Raw genomic sequence first — 25,316 nt, 5'->3', positions numbered from 1 at the left:
GTCCCGTCACTGGAGTAGCAATGTCGCTGCGTACAACTGCCTGGTCCCGCCTGCTCGCCCTCGTCCTCGGCTGGTCGCTCGTGCTGAGCGTCCTCGGCGCGGCACCGACCACGGCGGCCGGCACGGCACCACCCACCGGCACACCGGCAGCCGCTGGCGCCGCAGCCCTGTCGGGACTGGCCGCCGGGGCGGCGCTCGCCGCAGACGGAGCCGACGCGGAGAACGAGGACCCGGTGGCCCTCGAGGGGGAGAGCACCTCGTTGTTCGAGGGGCTCGAGGTGCCGGTCGCGGACATCGACCCGGAGGCGGCGCAGGTCACCGGCGCGAGCGCCGAGGACGGGAACGGGGAGGACGACACCGCGGCTGATGGCGACGACGCCGAGGCCGAGGCAGCGGCCGCCGCCGTGCCGACCAGCCCGCTGGATGCCGCGCTCGTGCGTCCCGAGCCGGCGGAGGCCACGGTCAACCCGGCGGTCACCGAGGCGCTGGCCGGCGACGAGGACGGCCTGGTCAACGTCGTCATCGAGCTCACCGGGTCGGCGGACCTGGAGGCCGTGAACGCCCGGGCCGAGGCCGCCGGGCTCGAGGCCGCGCAGGAGGTGCGCGCCCGGGCCCGCTCCTACAACGCCGGGACCGCGCGCGCCGCTGCCCAGGCCGCCGACGCGGCCCGCGGGCAGGTCGTCGTGGAGAACCTCCGCGCCGCCGGCGCCGCCGAGCGCGCCGCCCTGATCGCCGACCTCCGGGGCGCCCGCCCCGACGGCGCAGCCGCCGGCCAGGACACCGACAGGACCGCGACCGGCACGCCCGCCCTCGGCGACCCCGTCGACCTCTGGATCGTCAACAGCGTCGGCGCCACCGTCGACGCGGACACCCTCGCCGCGCTCGAGGCCCGGGAGGACGTGGCCCACGTGCGGCTGGAGGAGCAGGTCGAGCTGCCCGAGATCCAGAGCGAGCCGGCGCTGCCCACCTGGTCCCTGGAGAAGGTCCACGCCCCACAGACGTGGGGCGAGTACGGCTACCGCGGCGAGGGTGTCACGGTCGCCGTCCTCGACACCGGCGTCGACTTCGAGCACCCCGCCCTGGCCGGTCAGTACCGCGGTCGCGACGGCGACCACTCCGACTCCTGGTTCGTCACGACGGGGGAGAACTATCCCGTGCCCGGGGACGGCAACGGCCACGGCACGCACGTCACCGGCTCGATCGCCGGTGGCGCGCCCGGTGAGATCATCGGCGTCGCGCCCGACGCTGAGTGGATCGGCGTGAAGATCCTGACCGACGGCGGCCGCGGCGGCGAGGTCGGCATCCTCAGCGGTATGCAGTGGGTCCTGGCCCCCGGTGGCGACCCCGACAAGGCGCCGGACATCGCGAGCAACTCCTGGGGCGGCGGGCCGGGGAACAACCGGGTCTTCTGGGAGGCCGTGGCCGCGTGGCGCGCCGCAGGCATCGTGCCGCTGTTCGCCAACGGCAACGACGGTCCCGCGGGCGGCACGGTCGGCAACCCCGGCGGCTACCCGCACTCGATCGGCGTCGGCGCCACCGACAGCAACGACCAGATCGCCAGCTTCTCCAGCCGTGGCCCCGTCGTCTGGGACGGCGTGGAGTACACCAAGCCGCAGGTCAGCGCCCCCGGCGCCGCGATCTACTCCGCGTGGCCGCAGGACTCGGGGCAGGACTACCACACGATCTCGGGCACCTCGATGGCCACGCCGCACGTCAGCGGGGTCGCCGCCCTCGTGCTCTCCGCCGCGCCCGGGCTCAGCGTGGACGAGCTCCAGGAGGTCCTGGAGGACACCGCCCGCACCGAGCAGTTCATGGGTGCCCTGCCCAACAACGCCTACGGCCACGGCATCGTCGACGCCTACGCGGCCACCACCCGCGCGGCGCACTCCGGCCTCATCTCGGGCACCGTGACCGGCCCCGACGGTCCGGTCGCCGCGACGCTGACCGTCGTCGACGGTCCCGGCACGACGGCCGACGCCGCCACCGGCGCCTACGACCTGTATGCCGTGTCCGGCACCCAGACGGTGCGGGTCACCGCCTACGGCTACGCCGCCCAGGAGCACACCGTCGAGGTGACCCGGGGCGGGCACGTCACGCTCGACGTCACCCTGACCGCCCGCGCCAGCGCCACCCTGTCCGGCACCGTGACCACGGACGGTGCCCCGGTGACCGGCGCGGCCGTCCAGGTCGTCGGCCAGGCCGGCACCACGACCTACAGCGACGAGGCCGGTGCCTTCGCGCTCGACGTGCCGCACGGCACCCACGAGATCCGCGTCCAGGCCACCGGCTACCGCCCGTGGACCGGTGAGGTTTCCGTCGAGGGCGACACCGTGCAGGACGTCGCGCTGGCGCCGCTCGCGCTGCCGGGCACCGACACCTGGACCCAGCTCAAGGCCAACCCGGCCGGGCACGGCCTCGCGGACACCGGCCTGCACGCGCCGACCCTGGAGCAGCAGTGGAGCACCAGGCTCGGCGCCGTCATGTTCAGCTCACCGGTGGCCGACCAGGACAGCATCTACCAGCTGGAGGCCACCGGCCGGCTGAGTGCCCTGGACCGCGCGAGCGGCGAGGTCCGCTGGCAGGTCTCGACCGGCGGTGGCCAGCGCGCCACACCGGCGATCTCGGCGGACGGCGCGACCCTCTATGTCACCACCGGCGGCAACGCCACGCTGCTCGCGCTGAACACCTCGGACGGCTCCACGCGCTGGACCTACAGCCTGGACGGGGACGTGCCGACCTACGCCACCCCGACCGTCGTCGACGGCACCGTCTACGTCGCCGCCGGGATCGGCGAGGCCGGCTCGGTCCACGCGGTGGACGCCGCCACGGGAGAGCGGGTCTGGCGCACCCCGATCGGCGGTGGCGTCTTCTTCGGCCCCGCCGTCGCGGACGGCGTCGCCGTCACCTCCAGCACCGCCACCGGACGGGTCGTCGCCCTCGACACCGCCACGGGCGCCGTCCTGTGGGAGCGCAGCGACACCATCTCGATCAGCCTCCCGGCGATCGACGCCGGCAAGGTCTACCTGGGCACCAGCAACAGCTCGTTCACCAGCGGCTCGGTCCTGGCCCTCGACCTGCTCACCGGCGCGCAGGTGTGGGAGGCCGAGGGCCACGGCGACACCCAGGGCAGCAGCCCGGTGCTCTACGACGACCTGGTCATCCTCGGCTCGCACACCGCGGGTGCGGTGTCGGCCTACGACGCCACCAGCGGTGAGCTGGTCTGGAACCACTTCGTGGGCAGTGCCGTGACGTCCTCGGTCGCTGTGACCACCAGCGGCGTGGTCCTCGGGGCCTCGCAGAACTGGGGTGTCTACGCCCTCGACGCCACCTCCGGCGAGCGGCTCTGGGAGGACCAGCTGCCCGCCCCGATCCTGTCCTCGACCGCGGTGTCCGACGACAGCGTGGTCTTCGTCTCCCGCGACGGCACCGTCGCCACCTACCGCTCCACCGGCACCGTCAGCGGCACGGTGACCGGACCCGACGGGCCGGTCGAGGCCACCGTCGAGCTGGTCGGGACCCCGCACGGGACGACCACCGACCCGGCGACAGGCGCCTACGAGCTGCGTGCCCCGGCCGGCGACTACACCCTGCGGATCAGCCGCTACGGCCTGTCCACCCACACCGAGGAGATCACGCTCCGCGCCACCTCCGGCGTGACGGTCGACGCGGCCCTGACCGCGGTCGGCGACGGCGCGGTGAGCGGCACGGTGACCGACGCCGAGGGCAACCCGCTGGAGGGTGCCACCGTCACGCTGGACGGCGTGCCGCTCGAGCCGGCCACCACCGCCGCCGACGGCACCTTCACCATCGACCCGGTCGCCGAGGGCGACTGGCGGGTGCGGGTCGAGCTGACCGGCTGGGCCCCCCACGAGGAGACGGTCACGGTCACCACCGGTGAGACCACCACGCTCGCGGTCGCTCTGGACGGCTTCGACCTGGCGGTCGTCGCCGACTACCGCAGCCGGCTGTCCGGCATCCTCCGGGACCAGGGCTTCTCGGTCGACGAGCTGACCTTCGCCGAGGCGGCGCAGGCACCCGAGCAGTACCAGGCGATCGTGCTCAACGGCACGTCGGGCGACTACGCCCGCGACAACGTCGAGCACATCGAGGCGATCCTGGCCGGCGCCGACGCCGCCGGCACCAGCATCATCGCCCTGGACAGCTGGGGCGCGACCAGCGGCAGCATCGACCAGGTGCTCGCCGCGCGGGGCAGCGCGGCAACCCTGGCCACCCAGTCCAGCGACCGAGGCCGGGTCTGGCTGACCCACCCGGTCGCCCACCCGGTCACCGCGCCGATCGACCAGGACCGCTACCCGATCCTGACCGGCAGCTACCACGCCTGGCTCGAGGGCTACGAGGGCGGCACCCTGGCCACCCTCGGCAGCGACGAGGACGGTGCGCGCGGCACCGGCATCGGCTACGACCGCACCTCGGACGACTCCGTCCAGGTGCTGCTGCCCAGCCACTCCGCCAGCGTGCTCGTCGGCCCGGAGGAGACCTGGGCCCCCGGCGCGGAGGCCGTCTTCGTGGCCGCTGTCGAGCACGGGACGACCGCCGAGTTCGGGACGGTCGCGCTAACGGTGACCGGCCCGGACGGCGCGGTCGACGCCGACGTCAGCGTCGTCGGCTCGTTCGAGCAGCAGGCGCTGCCCGGCGGCAGGGGTGACCTGTTCCTCCCGGCCGGCGAGCACACCCTGCGCCTCACGGCCCCCGGGATGACGGCGCTCGAGCAGGCCGTCACCGTCACCACCGGTGGGACCACCGACGTTGCCGTGGGGCTCACCGCCTCCGACAACGGGGCCATCGGCGGCACCGTGAGCACCGCCTCGGGGGCGCCGGTGCCCGGCGCACAGGTCTCGGTGGAGGGCGGCGAGCCCGTCACCACCGGCACCGACGGCAGCTACCTTCTCGCCGACCTGGCGGTCGGCAGCTATGCGGTCACCGCCTCGGCCGACGGCTTCACCGCGACGACGGTCGAGGGCGTGCAGGTGACCGCGGGCACGGTCACCGACCTGGACCTCACCCTCGTCGCGGCCCCCTCGGTCGCCGTCGTGGGGGACTACAGCAACCGGATCACCGACTTCCTGACTGCCGAGGGGATCCCCGCGACGGCCCTCGGCTGGGAGGTGATGGAGCAGCTTGAGGACTACGACGTGGTGATCCTCAACCACCCCGCGACGATCCCCGACCAGCAGTGGCTGGACAACCTCGCGGCCTTCGACGCCGCGGGCGTCAGCGTGGTCTTCCCCGCAGCCAACAGCCCGGTCAACACGCGCGGCATCTACGAGCTGTCCGACCTCACGGGCAACCCCGCCGACGTGGAGCGCTTCGGCGGCTACGGCAGCGCGCCCAAGGAGCTCACCGGCGTGGTCGACCACCCGATCACCGCGGGTCTGGGCGAGGAGCCGGTGATCTACCTCAACGGCAACACCGACGCGCCCTACCTCGTCGACTACCAGGGGACCGTCCTGGCCACCGTCGGCACGGCCGGCACCCCGGTCGGTGCGGGCATCGCGTATGACGTGCGCACGCCGGACAGCGTGCACGTGCTGCTCAGCGGACTGTTCGTCAGCGCCGGCACGGAGACCGACGTGGAGTGGGCACCGGAGGGGCGCCAGCTCTTCCTCAACGCGGTCCGCTACGCCGGGTCCCCGGGCCTGGCCCAGGTCACCGGGTCGGTCACCGACCCGGACGGGCTGCCGGTCCCGGACGCCCGGGTCGGTGTCGTGGGCACCACCTGGGCCGCGACCACGTCCACCGACGGCGAGTTCCTTCTCGGCCTGCCGGACGGCACGCACACGGTGGAGATCAGCGCCTTCGGCTACCTCGAGCAGACGCACGAGATCACCGTCGTGGACGGTGCGGCCCAGGTCCTCGACGTCGTCCTGGAGCTGGGTGACATCGGGGCGCTCAGCGGCACGGTCAACGGGGCGCAGCTGCCCGGGACCGGCCTGCCGGCCGGGAGTGGTCCCGCGGTGGACGGCGTGCCCGTCGAGGGCGCGGTCGTGCGCATCGTCGGCACCCCGCTGGAGACGGTGACCGACGCCCAGGGCCGCTACTCCTTCCCGCGCGTCGAGGCCGGCGAGCAGGAGCTGGAGATCGAGCTGGACGGCTACATCCGCACGCTGCACGCGTTCACGATGGTGAGCGGCGCGCACACCGAGGACGCCGTCATCCTGGAGTCCGCGCAGGTCGGCGTGGTCGGCGACTCGACCTCGGGGGTCCACGAGGGACGGCTCAGTGCGTTCCTCACCGACTGGGGCTACGAGCCGGTCGTGGTGGACTGGACCGACGGCGCGGCGCTGGCCGAGCTGGACATGGTCCTGGTCAACGACCCACCGTCGGCCAGGGCCACCCTGCCGACCTTCCTGGACCACGCCAACCGCAACGACCTCCCGGTGGTCTGGACGGGCAACCGCGACCGGGGAGTCATCGAGGACATGGTCCCCCTCTACGGCAACCCCGAGACCTGGGTCGAGGGCTCGCTGGACGGTGACGTGACCACGACGGTCACGGTGGAGCACCCCCTGACCCAGGGGCTGCCGCAGACGTTCGCCCCCACCGACCACAACCGGATGTACGCCGGTTTCACCGGCTACTCCGGCACCACGGTCGCCACGATCGTGAGCGGGGACGGCACCACCGGTGACGCCATCGCCTATGACGGCCGCACCGTCGGTGCGGTCGACGTCCTGCTGTCGACCAACGGAGCCACCTCGTACGGCGCGGTCGGCACCCGGGACCTCGCGGAGTTCTACTTCACGCCGGAGACCTCACGGTCGCTGACCAACGCGCTGCAGTGGGCGCTGACCGCCGACGGGCTCGGCGCGGACACCCGCGGCACGGTCGTCACCTCGGACGGCACACCGCTGGAGGCGACGGTCACCGTCGAGGAGACGGGCCGCACCTACCCGGCGCGTGAGGGAGACGGGAGCTACGTCATACCGCTCGAGCCGGGCACCTGGACCCTGACGGCGACCACCTTCGGCTACGAGGCGGCCAGCACGACCGTCACCGTCGCCGAGGGAGAGTCGACCGCCTCCTCGATCACCCTGCCCCGGTCACCCGGGGCCGGGGTCAGCGGCACGGTCCTGTCGGCCTCCGGAGAGCCGGTCGCCGGAGCCTCGGTGCTCGTGGACGGCACGGAGTATGCCGACACCACAGCTGCCGATGGCACGTTCACCTTCGAGCACCTGCCAGCGGGTGAGTGGATGCTCGTGGCCAGGGCCGAGGGGCAGGTCACCGACTTCGTCGACGTCACCGTGGCCGACGGCTCACCGGCCACGGCCGAGGCACGCCTGGGCGTGACCAAGCACCTCGCGCTCGTCGGCGACCTGTTCAACGGCTCGATGGGCGACTTCCTGGTGGCCAACGGCTACACGATCGAGCGGTTCGGCTATCGCGAGCTCGCCCAGGTGGACCTGACGACCGGGGCCTATGACCTGGCCTTCGTCAACGGCGCCAGCCTGGAGCCCACGGCGGAGGAGTTCACAGCCTTCCTCGACGAGGCCGCCGCCCACGACGTGTCGCTGATCCTGCCCTCGCAGTACGGCTCCGGGTCGATCCGCACCCTGTCGAAGTACACCGGGGACCCCGAGTCCGTGGACAGCGACTTCGAGCCGGACGCGGTCGGCTACCTGGTCGGTGCCGAGCACCCCGTCCTGGAGGGCTACGACGTCGGTGAGACGGTCACGCTGCTCACCAACCCGGGCCTCAACCAGCAGTTCCAGTCCTTCGCCGGCTACTCCGGCACGGCGCTGGCGCAGACGGTGCACCCCGAGACCGGCACCACCTTCGATCTGGGACTGGCCTACGACTTCGTCACTCCGGGCTCGGTGCACCTGCTGCTGGGCAACCTGGGGGCGAGCTCCTACGGCTCGCCGATCAAGGCCTGGACCACCGACGCCGAGCGCATCACGCTCAACGGTGTCGCCTGGGCGATGGAGGCCCGGCAGAGCGACGTCCACGGGACGGTCACCGGCAACGGCGGCCCCGTCGAGGGTGCCGAGGTGACCGTCGCCGGGACGGCGACCCGCGCCGAGACCGGTCCCGACGGGGCCTACCAGCTCGGCGTGGCCTCCGGTGAGGTCACCCTCGAGGCGACCGCGGACGGGTTCGAGCCCTACACCGCGACGGTCACCGTCGCGCCGGAGCAGAGCCTGCTGCACGACATCGAGCTGACCCCGCTGGCCGAGTCGGCCCTGACCGTCACGGTCCTCGACGACGTCACCGGCCAGCCGGTCGCCGGCGCGCAGGTCGAGGCCGCGGGACCGACCGACACGTCCGTCGCCTCGGGTGCGGACGGCACGGCCGTGCTCGAGCCGCTGCTGGTCGGGGACTACACGCTCACCGTCCAGGGCCCGAACCACGTGGTCGTCACCACCGAGGTGACCGTGGGCGAGGAGCCCGCGGCGCTCACGGTGGAGATCTCCCCGATCCAGGTCGGCGTCCTGGGCGACGTGCGCGGAGACCTGACCGAGTTCCTGGTCTCCGAGGGGGTGGCCTCCGAGGAGGTCGCCTGGGGGGACGTCGTCGCAGCCATCGACGACTACAGCGTGGTCGTCGTCAACGGTGGCGAGCCGACCGCCGCGGAGTTCGACGCCCTGGTCGCGGCTGCCGACACCGCCCAGGTGGACCTGGTCTTCAGCGGCACCCACGGCGTCACCGAGGGCGGCCTCCGGCTGCTCGAGGAGCACGGCGAGGGAGTCACCGTCGGTGGCCAGGGCTACCGCGACGGACCCGTGGGGCTGACGGCGCTGGCCGCGCACCCGGTGTTCGCCGACGTCGCGGACCCGGCCCACATCGTCGCGGACGACGGCTACTACAGCTGGCTGTCGGCATACCGGGGCGAGTCCTTGGCCACGCTCACCGTGGCCGGGTCCCCGGTGGGCACGGCCGTGGCCTTCGAGCAGCGCACCGACCTCAGCGGTCACCTGCTGCTGAGCTTCGCGGCGGTCTCGGACTACATGGGGCCGGACCGCGGGTGGACCGAGGGCACCGAGCAGGTGGTCCTCGACTCCCTCGAGTGGCTGCTGCTCGCGCCGCCACAGGTGCCGACGCTGACGACCCCGCAGACCCTGGTCGGGACGAGCCCGGTCCAGGTCAGCGGCCGGGCGGTCGGAGCCGACGAGGTGCAGATCCTGCGTGGCGAGGAGGTGCTGGCGACGGTCGTCCCGGCCGACGACTGGACCTACACCGCGACGGTCGGGCTGACCGAGGGCGAGAACACCCTGGTCGCCGTGGCCGCCAACGAGCTCGGCACGACCGAGAGCGAGCCCCTGGTGGTGGCACTGGACACGACGGCACCCGAGCTGTCCTGGACCCCCGGTGAGGGCACCGCGGTGCTCGAGCCGGAGGTCACGGTCACCGGCACGGTCTCGGACGCGTTCGCCGAGCCGGTCACGGTGACCGTCCAGGGTGAGCCGGTCGACGTCGCGGCGGACGGGTCGTTCACCGTGGTCGTGCCGCTCGTGGAGGGTGCCCAGGAGGTGACCGTCGTGGCCACCGACACCCTCGGCAACGAGGTGAGCCAGACGCGCCAGGTCGCTCACTACGCCTACGACGTCGCGTGGAACCTCGCCGGCGGCAAGGGCAGGGTCCAGCTGGTCAAGCTCGCGCTGACCGGTGCCGACGGCCAGCGGGTCCAGGTCGACGGGGCGGTGCTCGAGCTGCGCCAGGGCGGTGAGGTGGTCGAGACCTTCGACATGGAGTTCGTCGACGAGGAGGAGTACCTCGCCCTCGTGCGCGGCGCCGCCAAGGGGTCCTACGACCTGCGGGCCGTCCTCACCGTCGACGGTTTCGAGGCGGTGGTCGACGGGCCCGTGCTGCGGGTGCGCTGAGGAGACGCGGACGACACGGAAACTCGCGCACAAAGGCTGTTCCCCCCGGGCGCGCCCACGGGTATGGTGGCGATCCCGCGGAGTCCACCGTGATCTTGGTCTCATCGGGGAGAAGCAGACACACCTTCGCAGACGTCAGCGCCGACGAACTGGAGAGACATGGCCATCGTGCGAGCAGCAATCACCCAGACCACCTGGACCGGGGACAAGGACTCGATGCTGGACAAGCACGAGCAGTTCGCCCGGGACGCGGCCGCGGACGGGGCGGAGGTGATCTGTTTCCAGGAGCTCTTCTACGGTCCCTACTTCGGCATCACCCAGGACGCCAAGTACTACCGCTACGCCGAGCCCGTCGACGGTCCGATCGTGCAGCGGTTCGCCGCGCTGGCCAAGGAGCTGGGGCTGGTCTCCATCCTCCCGATCTACGAGGAGGCGCAGACCGGCGTCTACTACAACACCGCCGTGGTCGTGGACGCCGACGGCTCGGTGCTGGGCTCCTACCGCAAGCACCACCTGCCGCACCTGGACAAGTTCTGGGAGAAGTTCTACTTCCGTCCCGGCAACCTGGGCTACCCGGTGTTCGACACCGCGGTCGGCAAGGTCGGGGCCTACATCTGCTACGACCGGCACTTCCCCGAGGGGTGGCGCGAGCTGGGGCTCAACGGCGCACACATGGTGTTCAACCCCAACGCCACCAAGCCGGGCCTGAGCAACCGGCTCTGGGAGGTCGAGGGCCCCTGCGCCGCCGTGGCCAACGGCTACTTCGTGCTGCAGCCCAACCGGGTCGGCCGCGAGGACAACGAGTACGGCGAGGACGCCGTCGACTTCTACGGCACCAGCCAGGTCATCGACCCGCGCGGCAACTTCGTCGGAGAGCGCGGCTCCTCGGAGTCCGAGGAGGTGCTGGTCCGCGACCTCGACCTCGACATGGTGCAGCAGATGCGCGACGACTGGCAGTTCTACCGAGACCGTCGCCCGGACTCCTACACCCAGATCGCGCGGCCCTGAGAGGAAGACCATGACCACGACATACATCAGGGGCGGCACGGTCGTCTCCTCCACCGGACGCACCGAGGCCGACGTCCTCGTCGACGGCGAGAAGATCGTGGCCGTCCTGTCGCCGGGCTCCACCGTGCTCGGCCACGACCTCGCCGGCAGCGTGGACACGGTGATCGACGCGACCGGCAAGTACGTGATCCCCGGCGGCATCGACGCGCACACGCACATGCAGATGCCGTTCGGCGGGACCGAGGCCTCGGACACCTTCGAGAGCGGCACCCGGGCGGCCGCCTGGGGCGGGACGACCACGATCATCGACTTCGCGATCCAGCGCTATGGCGAGCGCGTCGAGGACGGCCTGGCCGCCTGGCACGGCAAGGCCGAGGGCAACTGCGCCATCGACTACGGGTTCCACCAGATCATCGGGGGAGTCGACGAGTTCTCGCTCAAGTCGATGGAGACCCTGCTCGACGAGGGGATCAGCAGCTACAAGCTGTTCATGGCCTACCCGGGCGTCTTCTACAGCGACGACGCCCAGATCCTCAAGGCCATGCAGAAGGCCGCCGACCTGGGCCTGCTGACCATGATGCACGCGGAGAACGGCCCGGCGATCGACGTGCTGGCCGAGCAGCTGTACAACCAGGGCAAGACCAGCCCCTACTACCACGGGATCGCGCGGGCGTGGCAGATGGAGGAGGAGGCCACGCACCGGGCGATCATGCTCGCCGACGTCACCGAGGCACCGCTCTACGTCGTGCACGTCAGCGCCAAGCAGGCCGTCGAGCAGCTGGCCGCCGCGCGCGGGCGCGGGCGCAACGTGTTCGGCGAGACCTGCCCGCAGTACCTCTACCTGTCCCTCGAGGAGCAGCTGGGGGCGCCGGGCTTCGAGGGGGCCAAGTGGGTCTGCTCCACGCCGCTGCGCTCCCGGGCCGAGGGGCACCAGGACGCGATGTGGCAGGGCCTGCGGACCAACGACCTGCAGATGGTCTCCACCGACCACTGCCCGTTCTGCATGAAGGACCAGAAGGAGCTCGGCCGCGGCGACTTCCGCGCGATCCCCAACGGCATCGGCTCCGTCGAGCACCGGATGAACCTCATGTACCAGGGGGTGGTCACCGGCGAGATCAGCCTGGAGCGGTGGGTCGAGCTGACCTCCACCACCCCGGCGCGGATGTTCGGGCTCTACGGCACCAAGGGTCTCATCGCGCCCGGTGCCGACGCCGACATCGTCGTCTACGACCCGAAGGGCCAGACCTCCATCGGGCTGGACAAGACGCACCACATGAACATGGACTACGCCGCGTGGGAGGGGTTCGAGATCGACGGGCACGTCGACACGGTGCTCTCCCGGGGGCGGGTGGTCGTCGACGACGACCAGTACCTCGGCTCGGCGGGCCACGGGCGCTACCTCAAGCGCGGCCTCAGTCAGTACCTGATCTGAGACCGGCATGGACTTCGGAGCGGTACTCCAGACCAACCCGCCCTCCAGCAGGGTCGTCCAGCTCGCGCAGCTCGCGGAGCACCACGGCTTCAGCCACGTCTGGACCTTCGACAGCCACCTGCTGTGGCAGGAGCCCTACGTCATCCACTCGGCGATCCTGGCCGCGACCCGCAAGGTGCGGGTCGGACCGTTCGTCACCAACCCGCTCACCCGCGACTGGACCGTGACCGCGAGCGTGTTCGCCACGCTCAACGAGATGTACGGCAACCGCACGGTGTGCGGGATCGGGCGCGGCGACTCGGCCGTGCGGGTGCTCAACGGCCGGCCGTCCACGCTGCGGACCCTGCGCGAGAGCGTCCGGGTGATCCGGGAGCTGGCCAACTCACGGTCGGTGGAGCACGAGGGGGCGACCCTGCGGTTCCCGTGGTCGACCGGTTCCTCCCTCGAGGTCTGGGTCGCCGCCTACGGGCCGAAGGCGCTGGCCCTCACCGGTGAGGTCGCTGACGGCTACATCCTGCAGCTGGCCGACATCGACATCACCCGGTGGATGATCCAGGCGGTCCGGGACGCGGCCGAGCGGGCCGGTCGCGACCCGCTGTCGATCAAGATCTGCGTGTCCGCACCGGCCTACGTCGGGACGGACCTGGACCACCAGCGGCAGCAGAGCCGGTGGTTCGGCGGCATGGTCGGCAACCACATCGCCGACCTCGTCGACCGCTACGGCACGTCGGGGGAGATCCCGCAGGCGCTGACCGACTACATCGCCGGCCGGACCACCTACGACTACAACACCCACGGCCGGACCGACAACGACCACGTGGACTTCGTGCCGGACGAGATCGTCGACCGGTTCTGCCTGCTCGGCACGGCCCAGGACCACATCGACAAGCTCACCGCGCTCAAGGACCTCGGGGTCGACCAGTTCGCCGCCTACGTGATGCACGACAGCAAGGAGGAGACCTTGCGGCAGTACGGCGAGATCATCATCCCCGCCCTGCGCGAGCACGTCGTGGCGAAGTCCTGATGGCTGTTGGCAGCGTGCGCTGGCGGCCGGTGGCCCTCGGGGCGGCTGGGGTGCTGGGGCTGGTCGTCCTCTGGGAGGGCTACAAGGCGCTCGGTCCCGCCGAGGGAGTGACGGTCGCCGGCCAGGCGGTGCTGCCCCGCACCACCGACCTGGGTATGCCGCACGTCTGGGACATGATCGGACGTGCCCTCGAGCCGGCGACCAGTATCGAGGGCGCGGCACCGGTGTGGCTGGCCGTGGTCCAGGCGGCCCTGGTCACCCTCGGCACGGCCACGGCGGGCCTGCTGCTCGGCACGGTGGTCGGCATCCTGCTGGCGCTGCTGATGCAGCGCTTCGTGGTCGCCGAGTGGGCGGTGCAGCCGTGGCTGATCCTGAGCCAGACCGTGCCGCTCATCGCCCTGGCCCCCCTGGTGGTGAGCTGGGGCGGGCGGCTGCAGCTGGGTCCGGTGCAGTGGGAGACCTGGATGAGCGTGGGCGTCATCGCCAGCTACCTGGCCTTCTTCCCCATGGCCGTGGGGGCGCTGCGCGGCCTGAAGTCGCCCGAGGCCGCCCACACCGACCTCTTCCGGACCTACGCCACGTCGTGGTGGACGACGCTGCTGCGCCTGCGGCTGCCCGCCGCCGTCCCCTACCTCCTGCCCGCGCTGCGCCTGGCCACCGCGGCCGCGATCCTGGGCGCGGTCGTCGCCGAGGTGTCCACGGGCCACAAGGGCGGGATCGGGCGGCTGATCATCGAGTACGCCCAGTCCGGGTCCGCCGACCCCGCGAAGGCCTGGGCACCCATCGCCGGGGCCGTGCTGCTGGGGCTGTTCGCGGCCGGGCTGGTCTATCTGCTGGGGCTGGCCCTGGGCCGCTACCGACGTCAGGAGGAGACCGCATGACACAGGACCGTCTCACCGTGCCCGCGACCGCGACCACGCCGACCTCCGGAGGCGATCCCGCGGTCCGGGTGGCCGGGGTCGACAAGGTCTTCACCGGCCGCCGCGGCCAGGTGGAGGCGCTGCACCAGGTGGACCTCGTGGTCGACCCGGGGGAGTTCGTGTCCCTGATCGGGCCGTCCGGTTGCGGCAAGTCGACGCTGCTGCGGCTCGTGGCCGACCTGGACAGCCCGACCGCCGGGACGATCGAGGTCTTCGGCAAGAGCGCGCGCCGGGCCCGCCTCGACCAGGACTACGGGATCGCCTTCCAGAGCGCCGGCCTGCTGCCCTGGCGCAGTGTCGCCGACAACGTCGAGCTCCCGCTGCGGCTGCACGGGGCCGACGGCGCGACGCGTCGCGGCCGGGTCGCCGAGCTGCTGGAGATGGTCGGGCTCAGCGAGTTCGCCGGTTCCTTCCCCGACCAGCTGTCCGGCGGGATGCAGCAGCGGGTCGCGATCGCCCGTTCGCTGGCCGAGAACCCCCGGCTGCTGCTCATGGACGAGCCGTTCGGCGCCCTCGACGAGATGACCCGGGAGCGGATGCAGTCCGAGCTGGTCCGCATCACCTCGGAGACCGGGGCGGCGGTCGTCTTCGTGACGCACTCCATCCCGGAGGCGGTGTTCCTGTCCCACCGGGTCGTGGTGATGACCCCGCGGCCCGGCCGGATCACCGGCGAGGTCGACGTCCGGCTCGGTGACCAGCGCGACGAGGACCTGCGCGAGGACGAGCGGTTCTTCGCGGCCGTCACCGCGGTGCGCGAGGCGCTGCACGGCAGGCCGACGCCGGCCTCCGGCGCCCACGGGCGGGACCTGCGATGAGGACCACCGGCCCGCTCACCGGCCCGCTCACCGGCCGTCGGCCGGCCCTCGGTGGGGCACCCCGATGAGGGGCACCGCGGTGCGGGTCGGCGCCCCCCTCCTGCTGGGCGTGCTCGCCCTCGCCGGCTGGGAGGTGCTGGTCAGGGGTGCCGCCCTGCCCGCATACCTCCTGCCGCCCCCGACCGAGATCCTGGGTCAGATCCGCGCCATCTGGGACGGTCTGGTCGACGCCACCAGGGCGACCGGCACGAACGCCCTGGTCGGGCTCGTCGTCGGCGCCCTGCTCGCGGTGGTCACCGCTGCCGTCGCGGCCCGCGTGACCTGGCTGGACCAGATGGTCGCGCCGCTGGTGGCAGCGGCCGCGGTGGTCCCGATCGTGGCGCTGGCACCGGTGCTGTCCAACATGTTCGGCGCCACCAGCGAGACGCCCCGGCGGGTGATCGTCGCGCTCGTCGTGTTCGTCCCCGTGTTCCTCAACACGCTGCGTGGGCTGCGGCAGGTCAGCCCGGTGCACCGGGACCTGATGCGGTCCTACGCCGCCACGCCCTGGCAGGTCACCCGCACCGTGACCCTGCCCGGCGCCGTCCCCTTCATCTTCACCGGGCTCAACATCGCCTCCTCGCTGGCCGTCATCTCGGCCGTGGTCGCCGAGTACTTCGGCGGCCTGCAGAACGGCCTGGGCTCCCGGATCGCCAGCGCCGCCGCCCAGAGCGGCTACGCGCGCGCCTGGGCCTACGTGGCCGCCTCGATCGCGCTCGGTCTCCTGTTCTACGGGTTCACGCTGCTGCTCGAGCGCGCGGCGACCCGCCGTCATACGGGCTAACACCACCACACCACCACAGAGAGGACACACCATGGGCCACACGAGGAGGATCCCCGGGCTGGTCGCTGCGGCGGCGGCCGGGGCGCTGTTGCTGAGCGCCTGCGGCGGCGGCACGAGCGAGGACGAGAGCCCCGGCTCGGCCGAGGGGGAGGCTGACGGCGGGCTGACGCCCGTCACGCTGCAGCTGCAGTGGTTCGCCCAGGGTCAGTTCGCGGGCTACTACGCGGCACTCGACCAGGGCTACTTCGAGGAGGAGGGCCTGGACGTCACCATCCGCGAGGGGGGCGCCGACATCGTCCCCCAGACCGTCGTCGCCGACGGCCAGGCGGACTACGCGATCGCGTGGGTGCCCAAGGCACTGGCCTCGCGCGAGCAGGGTGCGGGCATCACCAGCATCGCCCAGATCTTCCAGCGGTCGGGGACCCTGCAGGTGTCCTGGGCGGACAACCCGATCACCACCTCGGCGGACCTCGCGGGCAAGAACGTCGGCAACTGGGGCTTCGGCAACGAGTTCGAGCTGTTCGCGGGCATGACCGAGGCCGGTCTGGACCCGGCAGCCGACGTGACGCTGGTGCAGCAGGCGTTCGACATGTCGGGGCTGCTGGCCGGTGACATCGACGCGGCGCAGGCGATGACCTACAACGAGTACGCCCAGCTGCTGGAGACGGTGGACCCGGACACCGGCGAGCTGTACACGCCCGAGGACTTCGCGGTCATCGACTGGAACGAGGAGGGCACCGCGATGCTGCAGGACTCGCTGTGGGCCGACAGCGAGCGGCTGGCGAGCGACGCGGAGTACCAGGACACGACCGAGGCCTTCCTGCGTGCCACGATCCGGGGCTGGATCTTCGCCCGGGACAACCCCGAGGAGGCCGCCGCCATCGTGGTCGAGCACGGGTCGCAGCTGGGCGCGAGCCACCAGCTGTGGATGGTGAACGAGGTCAACAAGCTGATCTGGCCCTCGCCGAACGGGATCGGCATCACGGACGAGGCCGCGTGGGCGCAGACCGTGGACATCTCCCTCGGCACGGCGAACGTCGACGGTGCGACCGTGCTCACCGCCGAGCCCGACGAGGAGGCCTACACCAACGAGTACATCCAGGCGGCGCTGGACAGCCTCGAGGGTGAGGACCTGGACCTCGTCGGAGAGGGCTTCCAGCCGATCGAGGTCGAGCTCAACGAGGGAGGCAGCTGAGCGTCAGCCCATGACGACGATCGAGCGTCCCCGGATCTGCCCGGCGTCCAGCAGGTCGTAGGCCGCCGGCGCCTCGTCGAGGGTGAAGCGTCGGGTGACCGCCCGGCGCACGTCGAAGGCGCCCTCGGCCGCCAGCCGCACGACCTCGGGCAGGTCGCGGCGGGTGCGCGCGCCGAACGAGCCGGTGATCGTCAGGCCACGCCGGACCATGCCGGTGATCGGGATGGCTGCCGTCGTCGCGCCGGCGGCGATGCCGACGACCACGAGCTGGCCGCCCTCGCGCAGCAGGGACAGGCCGAGCTCCACGGTCTCCGGCCGGCCGATGACCTCCAGCGCCAGGTCGACGCCGGCTCCGCCGGTGGCCTCCAGCACCGCCTCGCGGGCGTCGGTCGTGGTCGAGTTGACGGTGACGGTCGCGCCGAGGTCGCGCGCGACCTCGAGCTTGGCGTCGTCCACGTCGACCGCGATGATCGGGTCCGCGCCGAGGTGCCGGGCGAACTGGATGATGCTGGAGCCGACCCCACCGACGGCGACGACCGCGACCGAGCGGCCCGTTAGCTCGCCGCCGGCACGGGCGAGGGCGCCGTACGCGGTGAACGCGGCGCAGCCGAGCACCGCGGACTCCTCCAGGGGCAACCCGTCGGGCAGGGGAGTGAGGGCGGTCACCGGCACCACGGCATACTCCGCGAGCCCCGCCATGGAGTACATCGACAGCCGTGACCCGTCGCCCCGGGTGAGCCGCGACGTGCCGTCAAAGAGGTTGCCGCGCAGACGGTTCTGCGCAAAGAAGGGCTCGCACAGGTCGTCCCGCCCGGCCTCGCACTGGTGGCAGGTGCCGCACGGCATGATGAAGGCCCCGACGACCCGGTCACCGACCGCCAGGCCGGAGACGCCCTCGCCGAGCTCCTCGACGTGCCCGGAGATCTCGTGTCCCAGGACGCCGGGTGCCGGGAAGGCGACCTCGCCCTTGATCACGTGCAGGTCCGTGTGACAGACGCCGGTGGCGGCGACCCGCACCAGGGCCTCGCCCGGCCCAGGGCGCGGCACGGGCACCTCCTCGACCGTCATCGGTGTGCCAGGTCCGTCCCACACGACTGCTCTCATGGGCCTCATCGTGGCACGGCAGTCACCCGGCCGGCCTGTCGGTGTCCCGTGCGATGGTGAGGCCATGCACCTGATCGACGGCCGTCCGCGGCTCAGCGCCACCGACCTCACCACGCACCTGGCCTGTGCCCACGCGACGACCCTCGACCTCCGGGCGGTCCGGGAGCAGCTGGAGGTGCCCGCGGGGGGAGGCTTCGACGAGCAGGTGCAGATGATCTTCGACAAGGGCCTGGCGCACGAGCGGGGTTACCTCGCCGAGCTCAGGGCCCGGGGTCTGAGCGTGGTGGAGGTGCCCGACCGCGGATCCGTCGCCGAGCGGGAGGCGGCGACCGTGCAGGCCATGTATGCCGGGGCGCAGGTGATCTACCAGGCCGCCTTCGGGGACGACACCTGGGTGGGCTACGCCGACTTCCTGCTCCGGGTGGATCGCCCGAGCCGGTTGGGTGACTGGTCCTACGACGTGGCCGACACCAAGCTGGCCCGGCACCTGCAGACGGCGGCGCTGCTGCAGATGGCGTCCTACGCCCAGCACCTGGAGCGGATCCAGGGCGTGGCGCCCGAGCAGCTGGTCGTGGTGACCGGTGACGGTGCCGAGAACCCGTGGCGGCTGGTCGACGTCGAGTCCTACGCTCGGCGCACGCGGGAGCGGCTCGAGGGCTTCGTGGCCGGTGACACGCCGACCCGGTCGGTCAAGGTGCCCCACTGCGGGCGGTGCCGCTGGAAGTCCCACTGCGAGCAGGAGTGGGAGGACCGTGACGACCTGGTGCTGGTGGCCGGGCTGCGCACCGACCAGCGTGAGCGCCTCGAGGCCGCCGGCATCACGACCGTCGCGGCACTCGCCCGCGCCAGCGACGAAGCGCTCACCGGGGTCCTGAGCAGCGGCACCCGCGACCGCCTCCGGAGCCAGGCCCGGCTCCAGGTGAGCGAGCGGGACACCGGTGTGCCGGCATACGAGCTGCTGTCGCCGCGCAGCGGTGAGGGTCTCGAGCTGCTGCCCGAGCCCGACCCGGGCGACGTCTATCTCGACTTCGAGGGCGACCCGTTCGCCGAGGACGGTGCCGGGCGGGAGTACCTCGCGGGCGTCTGGACCCGCGACGAGGAGTTCCTGGCCTGGTGGGCGCACGACCGGGCCGAGGAGAAGCAGCTGACCGGCGACCTGCTGACCTGGCTCGATGCGCGGTGGCGGCAGTTCCCGGGCATGCACATCTACCACTACGCGGCCTACGAGCAGACGGCCCTGAAGCGGATGGCGCAGCAGTATGCGACCGCCGAGACCGAGCTGGACATGCTGCTGCGCGGGGAGCGGTTCATCGACCTCTACGCCGTGGTCCGGCAGAGCCTGCAGATCAGCAAGCCGAGCTACTCGATCAAGAAGCTCGAGGCGTTCTACTGGGACCACACCCGCACCGGCGTGGGCGACGAGGTCGCCGACGCGCTCACCTCCGTGGTGGAGTACGAGCGGTGGCTGGCGCAGGGCCGCACCGACCAGTCGATCCTGCAGCGGCTGGCCGACTACAACCGCGAGGACGTGCGGTCGACGTGGGCGCTGCACGAGTGGCTGGAAGAGCGGCGGGACGAGGCGGGTGCGCTGTTCGGGACCACCCTGGGGCGCCCGGCACCCGAGGAGCGCGCCGAGGCCACCGACAGCGAGGCGATGCAGGAGGAGACCGCGATCGCCGAGCGCCTGGTCGCGGTCGGGCAGGAGCTGCTCGCGGGCTGCATCGGCTTCCACCGGCGGGAGCAGAAGCAGGGATGGTGGGACTACTACCGCACGGCGGAGATGAGCGACGAGGAGCTGGTCGAGGACCGGGCCGCGACGCTGGGTGGTCTGGGCTCGCCCGTCGAGGTGGGCACGATCGCCCGGTCCGTGCTGTGGCGCTACGAGTTCCCGCCGCAGGAGACCGCGATCGGGGTCGGTGCGCAGGTGGACGACGCCCGGGACCACACCACGGTCGGCACCGTCCAGGAGATCGACCCGGAGGGTGGCTTCGTCATCATCAGGCGGGGCAAGAGCAAGGAGCCGGCCTCCCCGACCGGTCTGGTGAGCAGTGGAGTGGTGCGGGCCGAGGCGCTGCAGGACTCACTCAAGCGACTGGCGCAGGACACCCTCGCGGGCCGGGACACCCTGGGGGCGGCACTGCTCGCCGGTCAGGTGCCTAGCGGCATGGAGCCGGTGGGTGACGAGGCGCCCGGTGACGTGGTCCGGCGCGTGGGTCGTGCGCTGGACCGGCAGGTGCTGGCCGTCCAGGGGCCGCCCGGGTCGGGCAAGAGCTACTCCGGCACCAAGCTGATCCGCGACCTCCTGGACGCGGGGCTTCGCGTCGGGATCACCGCCAACTCGCACGCAGTGATCACGCACCTCATCGAGGGGGTGGGGCGGCCGGGCGTGCGCAAGGGCATGGTGCCAGCGGGCCAGAGCGGTCCCGTGCGGATCGTCGGGGACAACAAGGAGATCGAGAAGGCGATCGAGGAGGGCGCGACGCTGATCGGCGGCACGGCCTGGTTGTGGTCCCGGCAGGGCATGGCGGACTCGGTGGATGTGCTGGTCGTCGACGAGGCGGGGCAGTTCGCGCTCGCGAACGCGCTGGCTGTGGCGCAGGCGGCCACGCGCGGGATCGTGCTGCTCGGTGACCCGCAGCAGCTGCCCCAGGTCACCCAGGGCACACACCCCTACGGCGCCGGCCGGTCCGCGCTGGAGCACCTGATCGACGGGGCCGACACGATCGCTGCGGATCGCGGGATCTTCCTGGACCGGACCTATCGGATGCACCCGGAGATCACCCGGTTCGTCTCCGACCTGTCCTACGCCTCGCGGCTCGAGTCGGTCCCGGGCCTGGAGCGCCAGCGGGTCAACGGCCTGAGCGGGTTGAGCGGCTCCGGTGTGGACGGCTCCGGGTTGGACGGCTCCGGGTTGGACGGCTCCGGGTTGCGCTGGGTCCCCGTGGTGCACGAGGGCAACGCCTCGGACTCTGCGGAGGAGGCGGCGGCCGTGGCCGCCCTGGTCGACGAGCTGCTCGACACCACGTGGACCGACGCCGCAGGGGAGGTCTCCCCGATCGGCCTGACCGACATCCTCGTCGTCTCGCCCTACAACGCCCAGGTCAGGCTGCTGCAGGAGACTCTGCCCGAGGGGATCCAGGTCGGCACGGTCGACAGGTTCCAGGGGCGGCAGGCACCTGTCGTGATCTTCTCGATGGCCAGCTCCAGCGCGCACGACGCGCCCCGCGGCGTGGGCTTCCTGCTCGACAGCAACCGGGTCAACGTCGCGGTGTCGCGCGCGAAGGCGCTCGCGATCGTCGTCGGCAGCCCCGCCCTGCTGGAGTCGCCGGTCAGCACCCCCGAACAGCTGCGCCTGGTCAACGCCCTGTGCCGCTTCGTCGACCTCGCCGAGGCATCGGTCGACCTGTCCGACCGGGGCGTGGCCTGACGACCAACCGCGCACACCGCGTGGGCCACCACCCCACACCTGTGTGGTCGCACGCCCCTGCCCCTGGTCGATCGTGGGAGACGTGACATCGGTGTCGCCTCGTGCACCAGCCGACTCATTGGTGTCTTGAGGTGCACCAGCCGACTCATTGGTGTCTTGAGGTGCTCCAGTCGACTCATTGGTGCGCCGGGGCAGAGCAGTGTCACGTCCCCGGGAGGACGGCATTCCCAACCGCACCTCCCTACTGCTTCGACCGACCTCGGGCAGTGTCGGCACGCGTTGCGGCTGTCGACCAGGTCGGGCACGGTGCAGCAGCGACGTACCCTGATGCCGGACAGTGCTGGAGTGGGCGCGAGCCCCTGGGGAAGGACGCTGATGAGGACAGCCCGATGGCCGCGAATCGGCGCACTGGGAACGGCTGCCACGCTGGCCCTGACGCTGACGGCCTGTGGCGGAGCGGCACCCGACACCGAGCAGGTCTCGCTGCCGCCGGGGTTCGGGGAGCACACCGCAGCTCCAGAGACGCCAACGGCGAGCCAGCCGCCCGTGCGCACACGCGAGAGCGCGGGCACCACGCAGACACCGACCACGGAGGCCACTGAGGCACCGACGGCCTCGGACCACGGCGACGCGGCTCCCACGACTCCGCCACCCCCGGCCGCCGCTCCTCCAACAAGCCAACCACCGGCGGCGACCGGGCCGACACCGCCCGAGGGTGGCGGCGTCCCGATCGGTTGCTCCACACGGGAGGAGGTGGCCTTCGAGGCCGGGCAGCCCGCCTCTGCCGGGTGGGGCGATGCAGTCGAGGTCGAGAGCGCACTCGGCGACCGCTTCAGCGTCGTCGTGGACAAGCCAACCATCCGGGAGACCGACTTCAGGCTGCCCGAGGAGCCGCCGCTCGTCTGGGAGGCGGAGGTCACCGCCAGACACGTCAGCGGCATGGGCTTCACCTCGATCACCGACTTCGTGCTGCTGGACCCCTCGGGGAGCCAGTGCGCCATCGCCTGGGCCGACACGACCCTGTGGGGCCTCATGGTCTACGACGAGGGTGACGTCGAGTCAGGCACGGCAGCCTTCCTCGTCCCGACCAGCGACATCTCGGACTACCGGCTGGTCTTCGTCGGGTCCGATCCCGCCGTCGCGCGTCACGTCTGGGAGGAGTGAGACCAGTGCCCCCGGCGACGGCGACTGCGTTCCGGCCCGGCCCATCCCTCCTCAGCGAGGGCGACGCCGCCCGGAGAGCCAATCTGCGGCGGATGCGCCTGATGGCCACCGGGCTGCTCGTGCTGGCCGCAGTCGTCTTCCTCCTGACCCACGGCCGCGAGGGCGCGTGGGGCTATGTCAACGCCGCCTCCGAGGCCGCCATGGTCGGCGCCGTCGCGGACTGGTTCGCGGTGACGGCGCTGTTCCGTCATCCGCTGGGGCTGCCGGTCCCGCACACGGCGATCATCCCGCGACGGAAGGACATGCTGGCTCGCAGCCTCGAGCAGTTCGTCGCCGAGAACTTCCTGACCGAGCAGACGATCCGCGAGAGGTATCTCGACGCCGAGGTGACCCGACGCCTGGGGGAGTGGCTCGGTGACCCGGTCAACGCCGAGCGGGTGATCCAGGAGGCCTCACCACTGGCCGCGCAGGCCCTCGAGCGGGTCGGGGGCGAGGACCTGCAGGAGTTCATCAAGGTGACCCTGCTGCCGCGGGTCCGCTCCGAGCCGCTCAGCCCGCTGGCTGGAAACCTGCTGGAGCAGGTGGTGGCCGACCAGGCGCACCACGGTCTCGTGGACATCGGCTTCCGTGAGCTGCACTCCTGGCTCGCCGCGCATCCCGAGGACGTCCGACGGATCATCGGTGCCCGGGCCCCGTGGTGGTCGCCGAGCTGGGTCGACGACATGGTGGTCGGCCGCATCTACTCCGAGCTCGTCGCCTGGGCGCGGGAGGTCGCCGGTGACCCGCAGCACCGGATCCGCCAGGCCCTGGACTCCTATCTCGCCGACCTGGCCCGCGACATGCAGCACGACGCCGACACCATGGCCAGCGCCGAGCGGCTCAAGGAGCGGTTACTCGACCACCCGCAGGTCGCGCCCAGCCTCGTGGCGGTGTGGGACGCCGTGAAGGTCGTGCTGCTCGAGCAGCTGGGCGACCCGCTCGGCCAGCTCCGCACCCGGTTGGCCCAGGAGCTCGGTGACCTCGGTGAGCGAATGGTGTCGGACACGACCTTGCGTGCCCGTCTGGACGCCTGGGGCGCGGACGCGGCGGCTGTGCTGGTGTCCCGCTACGGCTCAGAGCTGACCACAGTCATCAGTCACACGATCGGGCGCTGGGACGGCCGGGACGCTGCGGACCGGATCGAGCTGCACGTAGGTCGTGACCTGCAGTTCATCCGCATCAACGGCACGGTCGTCGGTGGACTCGTCGGGCTGTTGATCCACACGGTGTCCCAACTGCTCTGAGGTCACCTGATCGGTTCGACGTCTTGATTCGGGGTCGGCTGGCGTCCGACACGTCATCCGCCGCCTGCTGGACCAGCAGCCGTTGCATGCACTCCCGCAGCGGCAGTTCCGGCCACTCAAGCCCGGCTTGCTCCGGGCCAGGGCCGGTGACGGGTTCATCGTTCGCATAGCCTTCGAGGCATGTGGAGTGTCGGTCAGGTGGCAGCGACGCGAGCGGCGTTTGCTCTGGCGGGGTATGAGGAGCCGCTGCGAACTCTCCCGGTGAACTCCGAGGATGAGCGCATCTTCGTCGTACCGACCGAGTGCTTGCCGCTCATGGGCGATCTGCGGAGCCTCGAGCAGGTCCTCACGCAGTTGCTCGGCCGGAAGGTTTGGGTGCTGGGGGACCGCGGCACTGAAACGGTCCCTTTCTGCTGATGCCACCGGTCGGCGGCAGATGAGTGCACTCAGGCCGAGGCGGCCGAGGCGGCACCCGCGACGGCAGCCCTGTACTGGCTCTCCTCGAAAGTGAAGGGTCCGAACGCTGCGTAGTCCCAATCGGGCCGGTGCGGCTGCCGGAAGTCTGTCCACGTGACTCGACCACCCGCGATAGTGGTCGTGACCTCGAGGGGCCAGCACCCAACTTCGCCGCAGTCGCAGCCGAGCAGCCACATGCGGCCAGTGCCTGGCCACTGCCGTTGGTTCTGTCCGAGGTAGTAGGTCGTTAGGTCACCGAAGTTGAAGTGCGCGGGAATCAGCCCGGCGTAGCTACCCGACGGCGTCATTCCATGGGCCGACTCGTAGTCGCCGACGAGCTGCGCCAGCGAAACGCCGTCAACCACTGGGACGAGTTCGACGCTGCCTTCCATGTCAGCGACGACGAAACTCAACTCGTTCACGAGGCCAATGCTCGCACGCCCTGTCGCCAGTAGTCCCGGCAAATCCCGTCCAACCTCCGGCATGATGCGTATGTGCCCGAGCAAACTCCGACTTGTGTCCGCTGCCAGCGACCCGTGCTTCGGCATGCGAGTGACTACGAGACGTTCGAGCGCATGCACTGGAGTTGCTTCCACTACGAGTTCGAGCACGAGCTAGAAGGCTCGTCGCCAGACCCAGACGTGGCGTGCCGCAATCCCGGATGCCCCGCCCGTGCGTTCGACCCGGAGCCTCAACCGGACTGGTCCACGGACCGATAGGCCGCGCGCACATCGGCTACGTGTTTCATTGACGGTAGGAGCGGGCCTGGCCAGGCTTGGTCCTAGGTGACCGGGTCGGTCGCTCTCAATTCGGCTGCCCACGCTCT

At 71.6% G+C, this 25,316-nt stretch carries 13 protein-coding genes; 11 read left to right on the top strand and 2 right to left on the bottom strand.

All coding sequences use genetic code 11. The annotated features are described in order from the left end of the window. The first annotated feature begins 20 nt into the window (after positions 1–20). From DA085_RS16395 to DA085_RS16360, 8 genes are all read left to right on the top strand, one after another. A complete protein-coding gene (locus tag DA085_RS16395; RefSeq protein ID WP_109474065.1) occupies positions 21–9,839 on the top strand; it encodes a carboxypeptidase regulatory-like domain-containing protein in 9,819 nt (3,272 codons plus the stop codon). Positions 9,840–9,998: 159 nt separating this feature from the next. Further along, positions 9,999–10,847: a nitrilase-related carbon-nitrogen hydrolase gene (locus tag DA085_RS16390; RefSeq protein ID WP_109474064.1), complete on the top strand. Its 849-nt coding sequence runs from the start codon at positions 9,999–10,001 to the stop codon at positions 10,845–10,847. A gap of 10 nt (positions 10,848–10,857) precedes the next feature. After that, entirely contained in the window at positions 10,858–12,279 is a 1,422-nt protein-coding gene (hydA, locus tag DA085_RS16385) for a dihydropyrimidinase (RefSeq protein WP_109474063.1), read from the top strand. Positions 12,280–12,286: 7 nt separating this feature from the next. After that, a complete protein-coding gene (locus tag DA085_RS16380) occupies positions 12,287–13,303 on the top strand; it encodes a TIGR03842 family LLM class F420-dependent oxidoreductase (protein WP_109474062.1) in 1,017 nt (338 codons plus the stop codon). Beyond that, positions 13,303–14,184: an ABC transporter permease gene (locus DA085_RS16375; RefSeq protein ID WP_109474061.1), complete on the top strand. Its 882-nt coding sequence runs from the start codon at positions 13,303–13,305 to the stop codon at positions 14,182–14,184. The genes DA085_RS16380 and DA085_RS16375 overlap by 1 nt, the downstream gene beginning before the upstream one ends. Then, complete coding sequence (locus DA085_RS16370) at positions 14,181–15,038, top strand: ABC transporter ATP-binding protein (RefSeq protein WP_109474060.1); 858 nt, start codon at positions 14,181–14,183, stop codon at positions 15,036–15,038. The genes DA085_RS16375 and DA085_RS16370 overlap by 4 nt, the downstream gene beginning before the upstream one ends. A 64-nt stretch (positions 15,039–15,102) precedes the next feature. Continuing rightward, the gene (locus DA085_RS16365; RefSeq protein ID WP_109474059.1) at positions 15,103–15,861 is read left to right on the top strand and encodes an ABC transporter permease; all 759 of its coding nucleotides are present in this window, start codon (positions 15,103–15,105) and stop codon (positions 15,859–15,861) included. A 31-nt stretch (positions 15,862–15,892) separates the two neighbouring features. After that, the gene (locus DA085_RS16360; RefSeq protein ID WP_109474058.1) at positions 15,893–17,056 is read left to right on the top strand and encodes an ABC transporter substrate-binding protein; all 1,164 of its coding nucleotides are present in this window, start codon (positions 15,893–15,895) and stop codon (positions 17,054–17,056) included. A 3-nt stretch (positions 17,057–17,059) separates the two neighbouring features. On the opposite strand, the gene DA085_RS16355 is transcribed toward DA085_RS16360, so the two are convergent. After that, entirely contained in the window at positions 17,060–18,160 is a 1,101-nt protein-coding gene (locus DA085_RS16355) for a zinc-binding dehydrogenase (RefSeq protein WP_109474057.1), read from the bottom strand. A gap of 64 nt (positions 18,161–18,224) precedes the next feature. Between DA085_RS16355 and DA085_RS16350 the strand changes: the two genes are divergently transcribed. The 3 genes from DA085_RS16350 to DA085_RS16340 all read left to right on the top strand — a co-directional run bounded on the left by DA085_RS16350 (position 18,225) and on the right by DA085_RS16340 (position 24,034). Beyond that, on the top strand, positions 18,225–21,587 hold the full coding sequence (locus DA085_RS16350) for a TM0106 family RecB-like putative nuclease (protein WP_109474170.1): 3,363 nt from the start codon (positions 18,225–18,227) through the stop codon (positions 21,585–21,587). Between the two features lie 375 nt (positions 21,588–21,962). Further along, positions 21,963–22,751: a hypothetical protein gene (locus DA085_RS21045; protein ID WP_154402233.1), complete on the top strand. Its 789-nt coding sequence runs from the start codon at positions 21,963–21,965 to the stop codon at positions 22,749–22,751. A gap of 92 nt (positions 22,752–22,843) precedes the next feature. Next, positions 22,844–24,034, top strand: a complete 1,191-nt coding sequence (locus DA085_RS16340; protein ID WP_109474055.1) for a DUF445 domain-containing protein — start codon at positions 22,844–22,846, stop codon at positions 24,032–24,034. A gap of 446 nt (positions 24,035–24,480) precedes the next feature. Here the strand turns inward: DA085_RS16340 and DA085_RS16335 are convergent, their stop codons facing one another. Then, positions 24,481–24,912, bottom strand: a complete 432-nt coding sequence (locus DA085_RS16335; RefSeq protein ID WP_202619282.1) for a hypothetical protein — start codon at positions 24,910–24,912, stop codon at positions 24,481–24,483. Between the last annotated feature and the right edge of the window lie 404 nt (positions 24,913–25,316).

Source organism: Ornithinimicrobium cavernae (assembly GCF_003121625.1).
Lineage (GTDB): Bacteria > Actinomycetota > Actinomycetes > Actinomycetales > Dermatophilaceae > Ornithinicoccus > Ornithinicoccus cavernae.
The sequence above is the reverse complement of the archived record's forward strand: the minus strand, read 5'-3'. Positions and strand labels throughout refer to the sequence as shown.

Excerpts from the sequence above, each read along its gene's own strand:
- DA085_RS16370 (WP_109474060.1), top strand. The coding sequence starts at position 14,181 with ATGACACAGGACCGTCTCACCGTGCCCGCGACCGCGACCACGCCGACC.
- hydA (WP_109474063.1), top strand. The coding sequence starts at position 10,858 with ATGACCACGACATACATCAGGGGCGGCACGGTCGTCTCCTCCACCGGA.
- DA085_RS16355 (WP_109474057.1), bottom strand. The coding sequence starts at position 18,160 with ATGAGAGCAGTCGTGTGGGACGGACCTGGCACACCGATGACGGTCGAG.
- DA085_RS16380 (WP_109474062.1), top strand. The coding sequence starts at position 12,287 with ATGGACTTCGGAGCGGTACTCCAGACCAACCCGCCCTCCAGCAGGGTC.
- DA085_RS16395 (WP_109474065.1), top strand. The coding sequence starts at position 21 with ATGTCGCTGCGTACAACTGCCTGGTCCCGCCTGCTCGCCCTCGTCCTC.
- DA085_RS16365 (WP_109474059.1), top strand. The coding sequence starts at position 15,103 with ATGAGGGGCACCGCGGTGCGGGTCGGCGCCCCCCTCCTGCTGGGCGTG.
- DA085_RS16390 (WP_109474064.1), top strand. The coding sequence starts at position 9,999 with ATGGCCATCGTGCGAGCAGCAATCACCCAGACCACCTGGACCGGGGAC.
- DA085_RS16350 (WP_109474170.1), top strand. The coding sequence starts at position 18,225 with ATGCACCTGATCGACGGCCGTCCGCGGCTCAGCGCCACCGACCTCACC.
- DA085_RS16340 (WP_109474055.1), top strand. The coding sequence starts at position 22,844 with ATGCGCCTGATGGCCACCGGGCTGCTCGTGCTGGCCGCAGTCGTCTTC.
- DA085_RS16375 (WP_109474061.1), top strand. The coding sequence starts at position 13,303 with ATGGCTGTTGGCAGCGTGCGCTGGCGGCCGGTGGCCCTCGGGGCGGCT.
- DA085_RS16360 (WP_109474058.1), top strand. The coding sequence starts at position 15,893 with ATGGGCCACACGAGGAGGATCCCCGGGCTGGTCGCTGCGGCGGCGGCC.
- DA085_RS21045 (WP_154402233.1), top strand. The coding sequence starts at position 21,963 with ATGAGGACAGCCCGATGGCCGCGAATCGGCGCACTGGGAACGGCTGCC.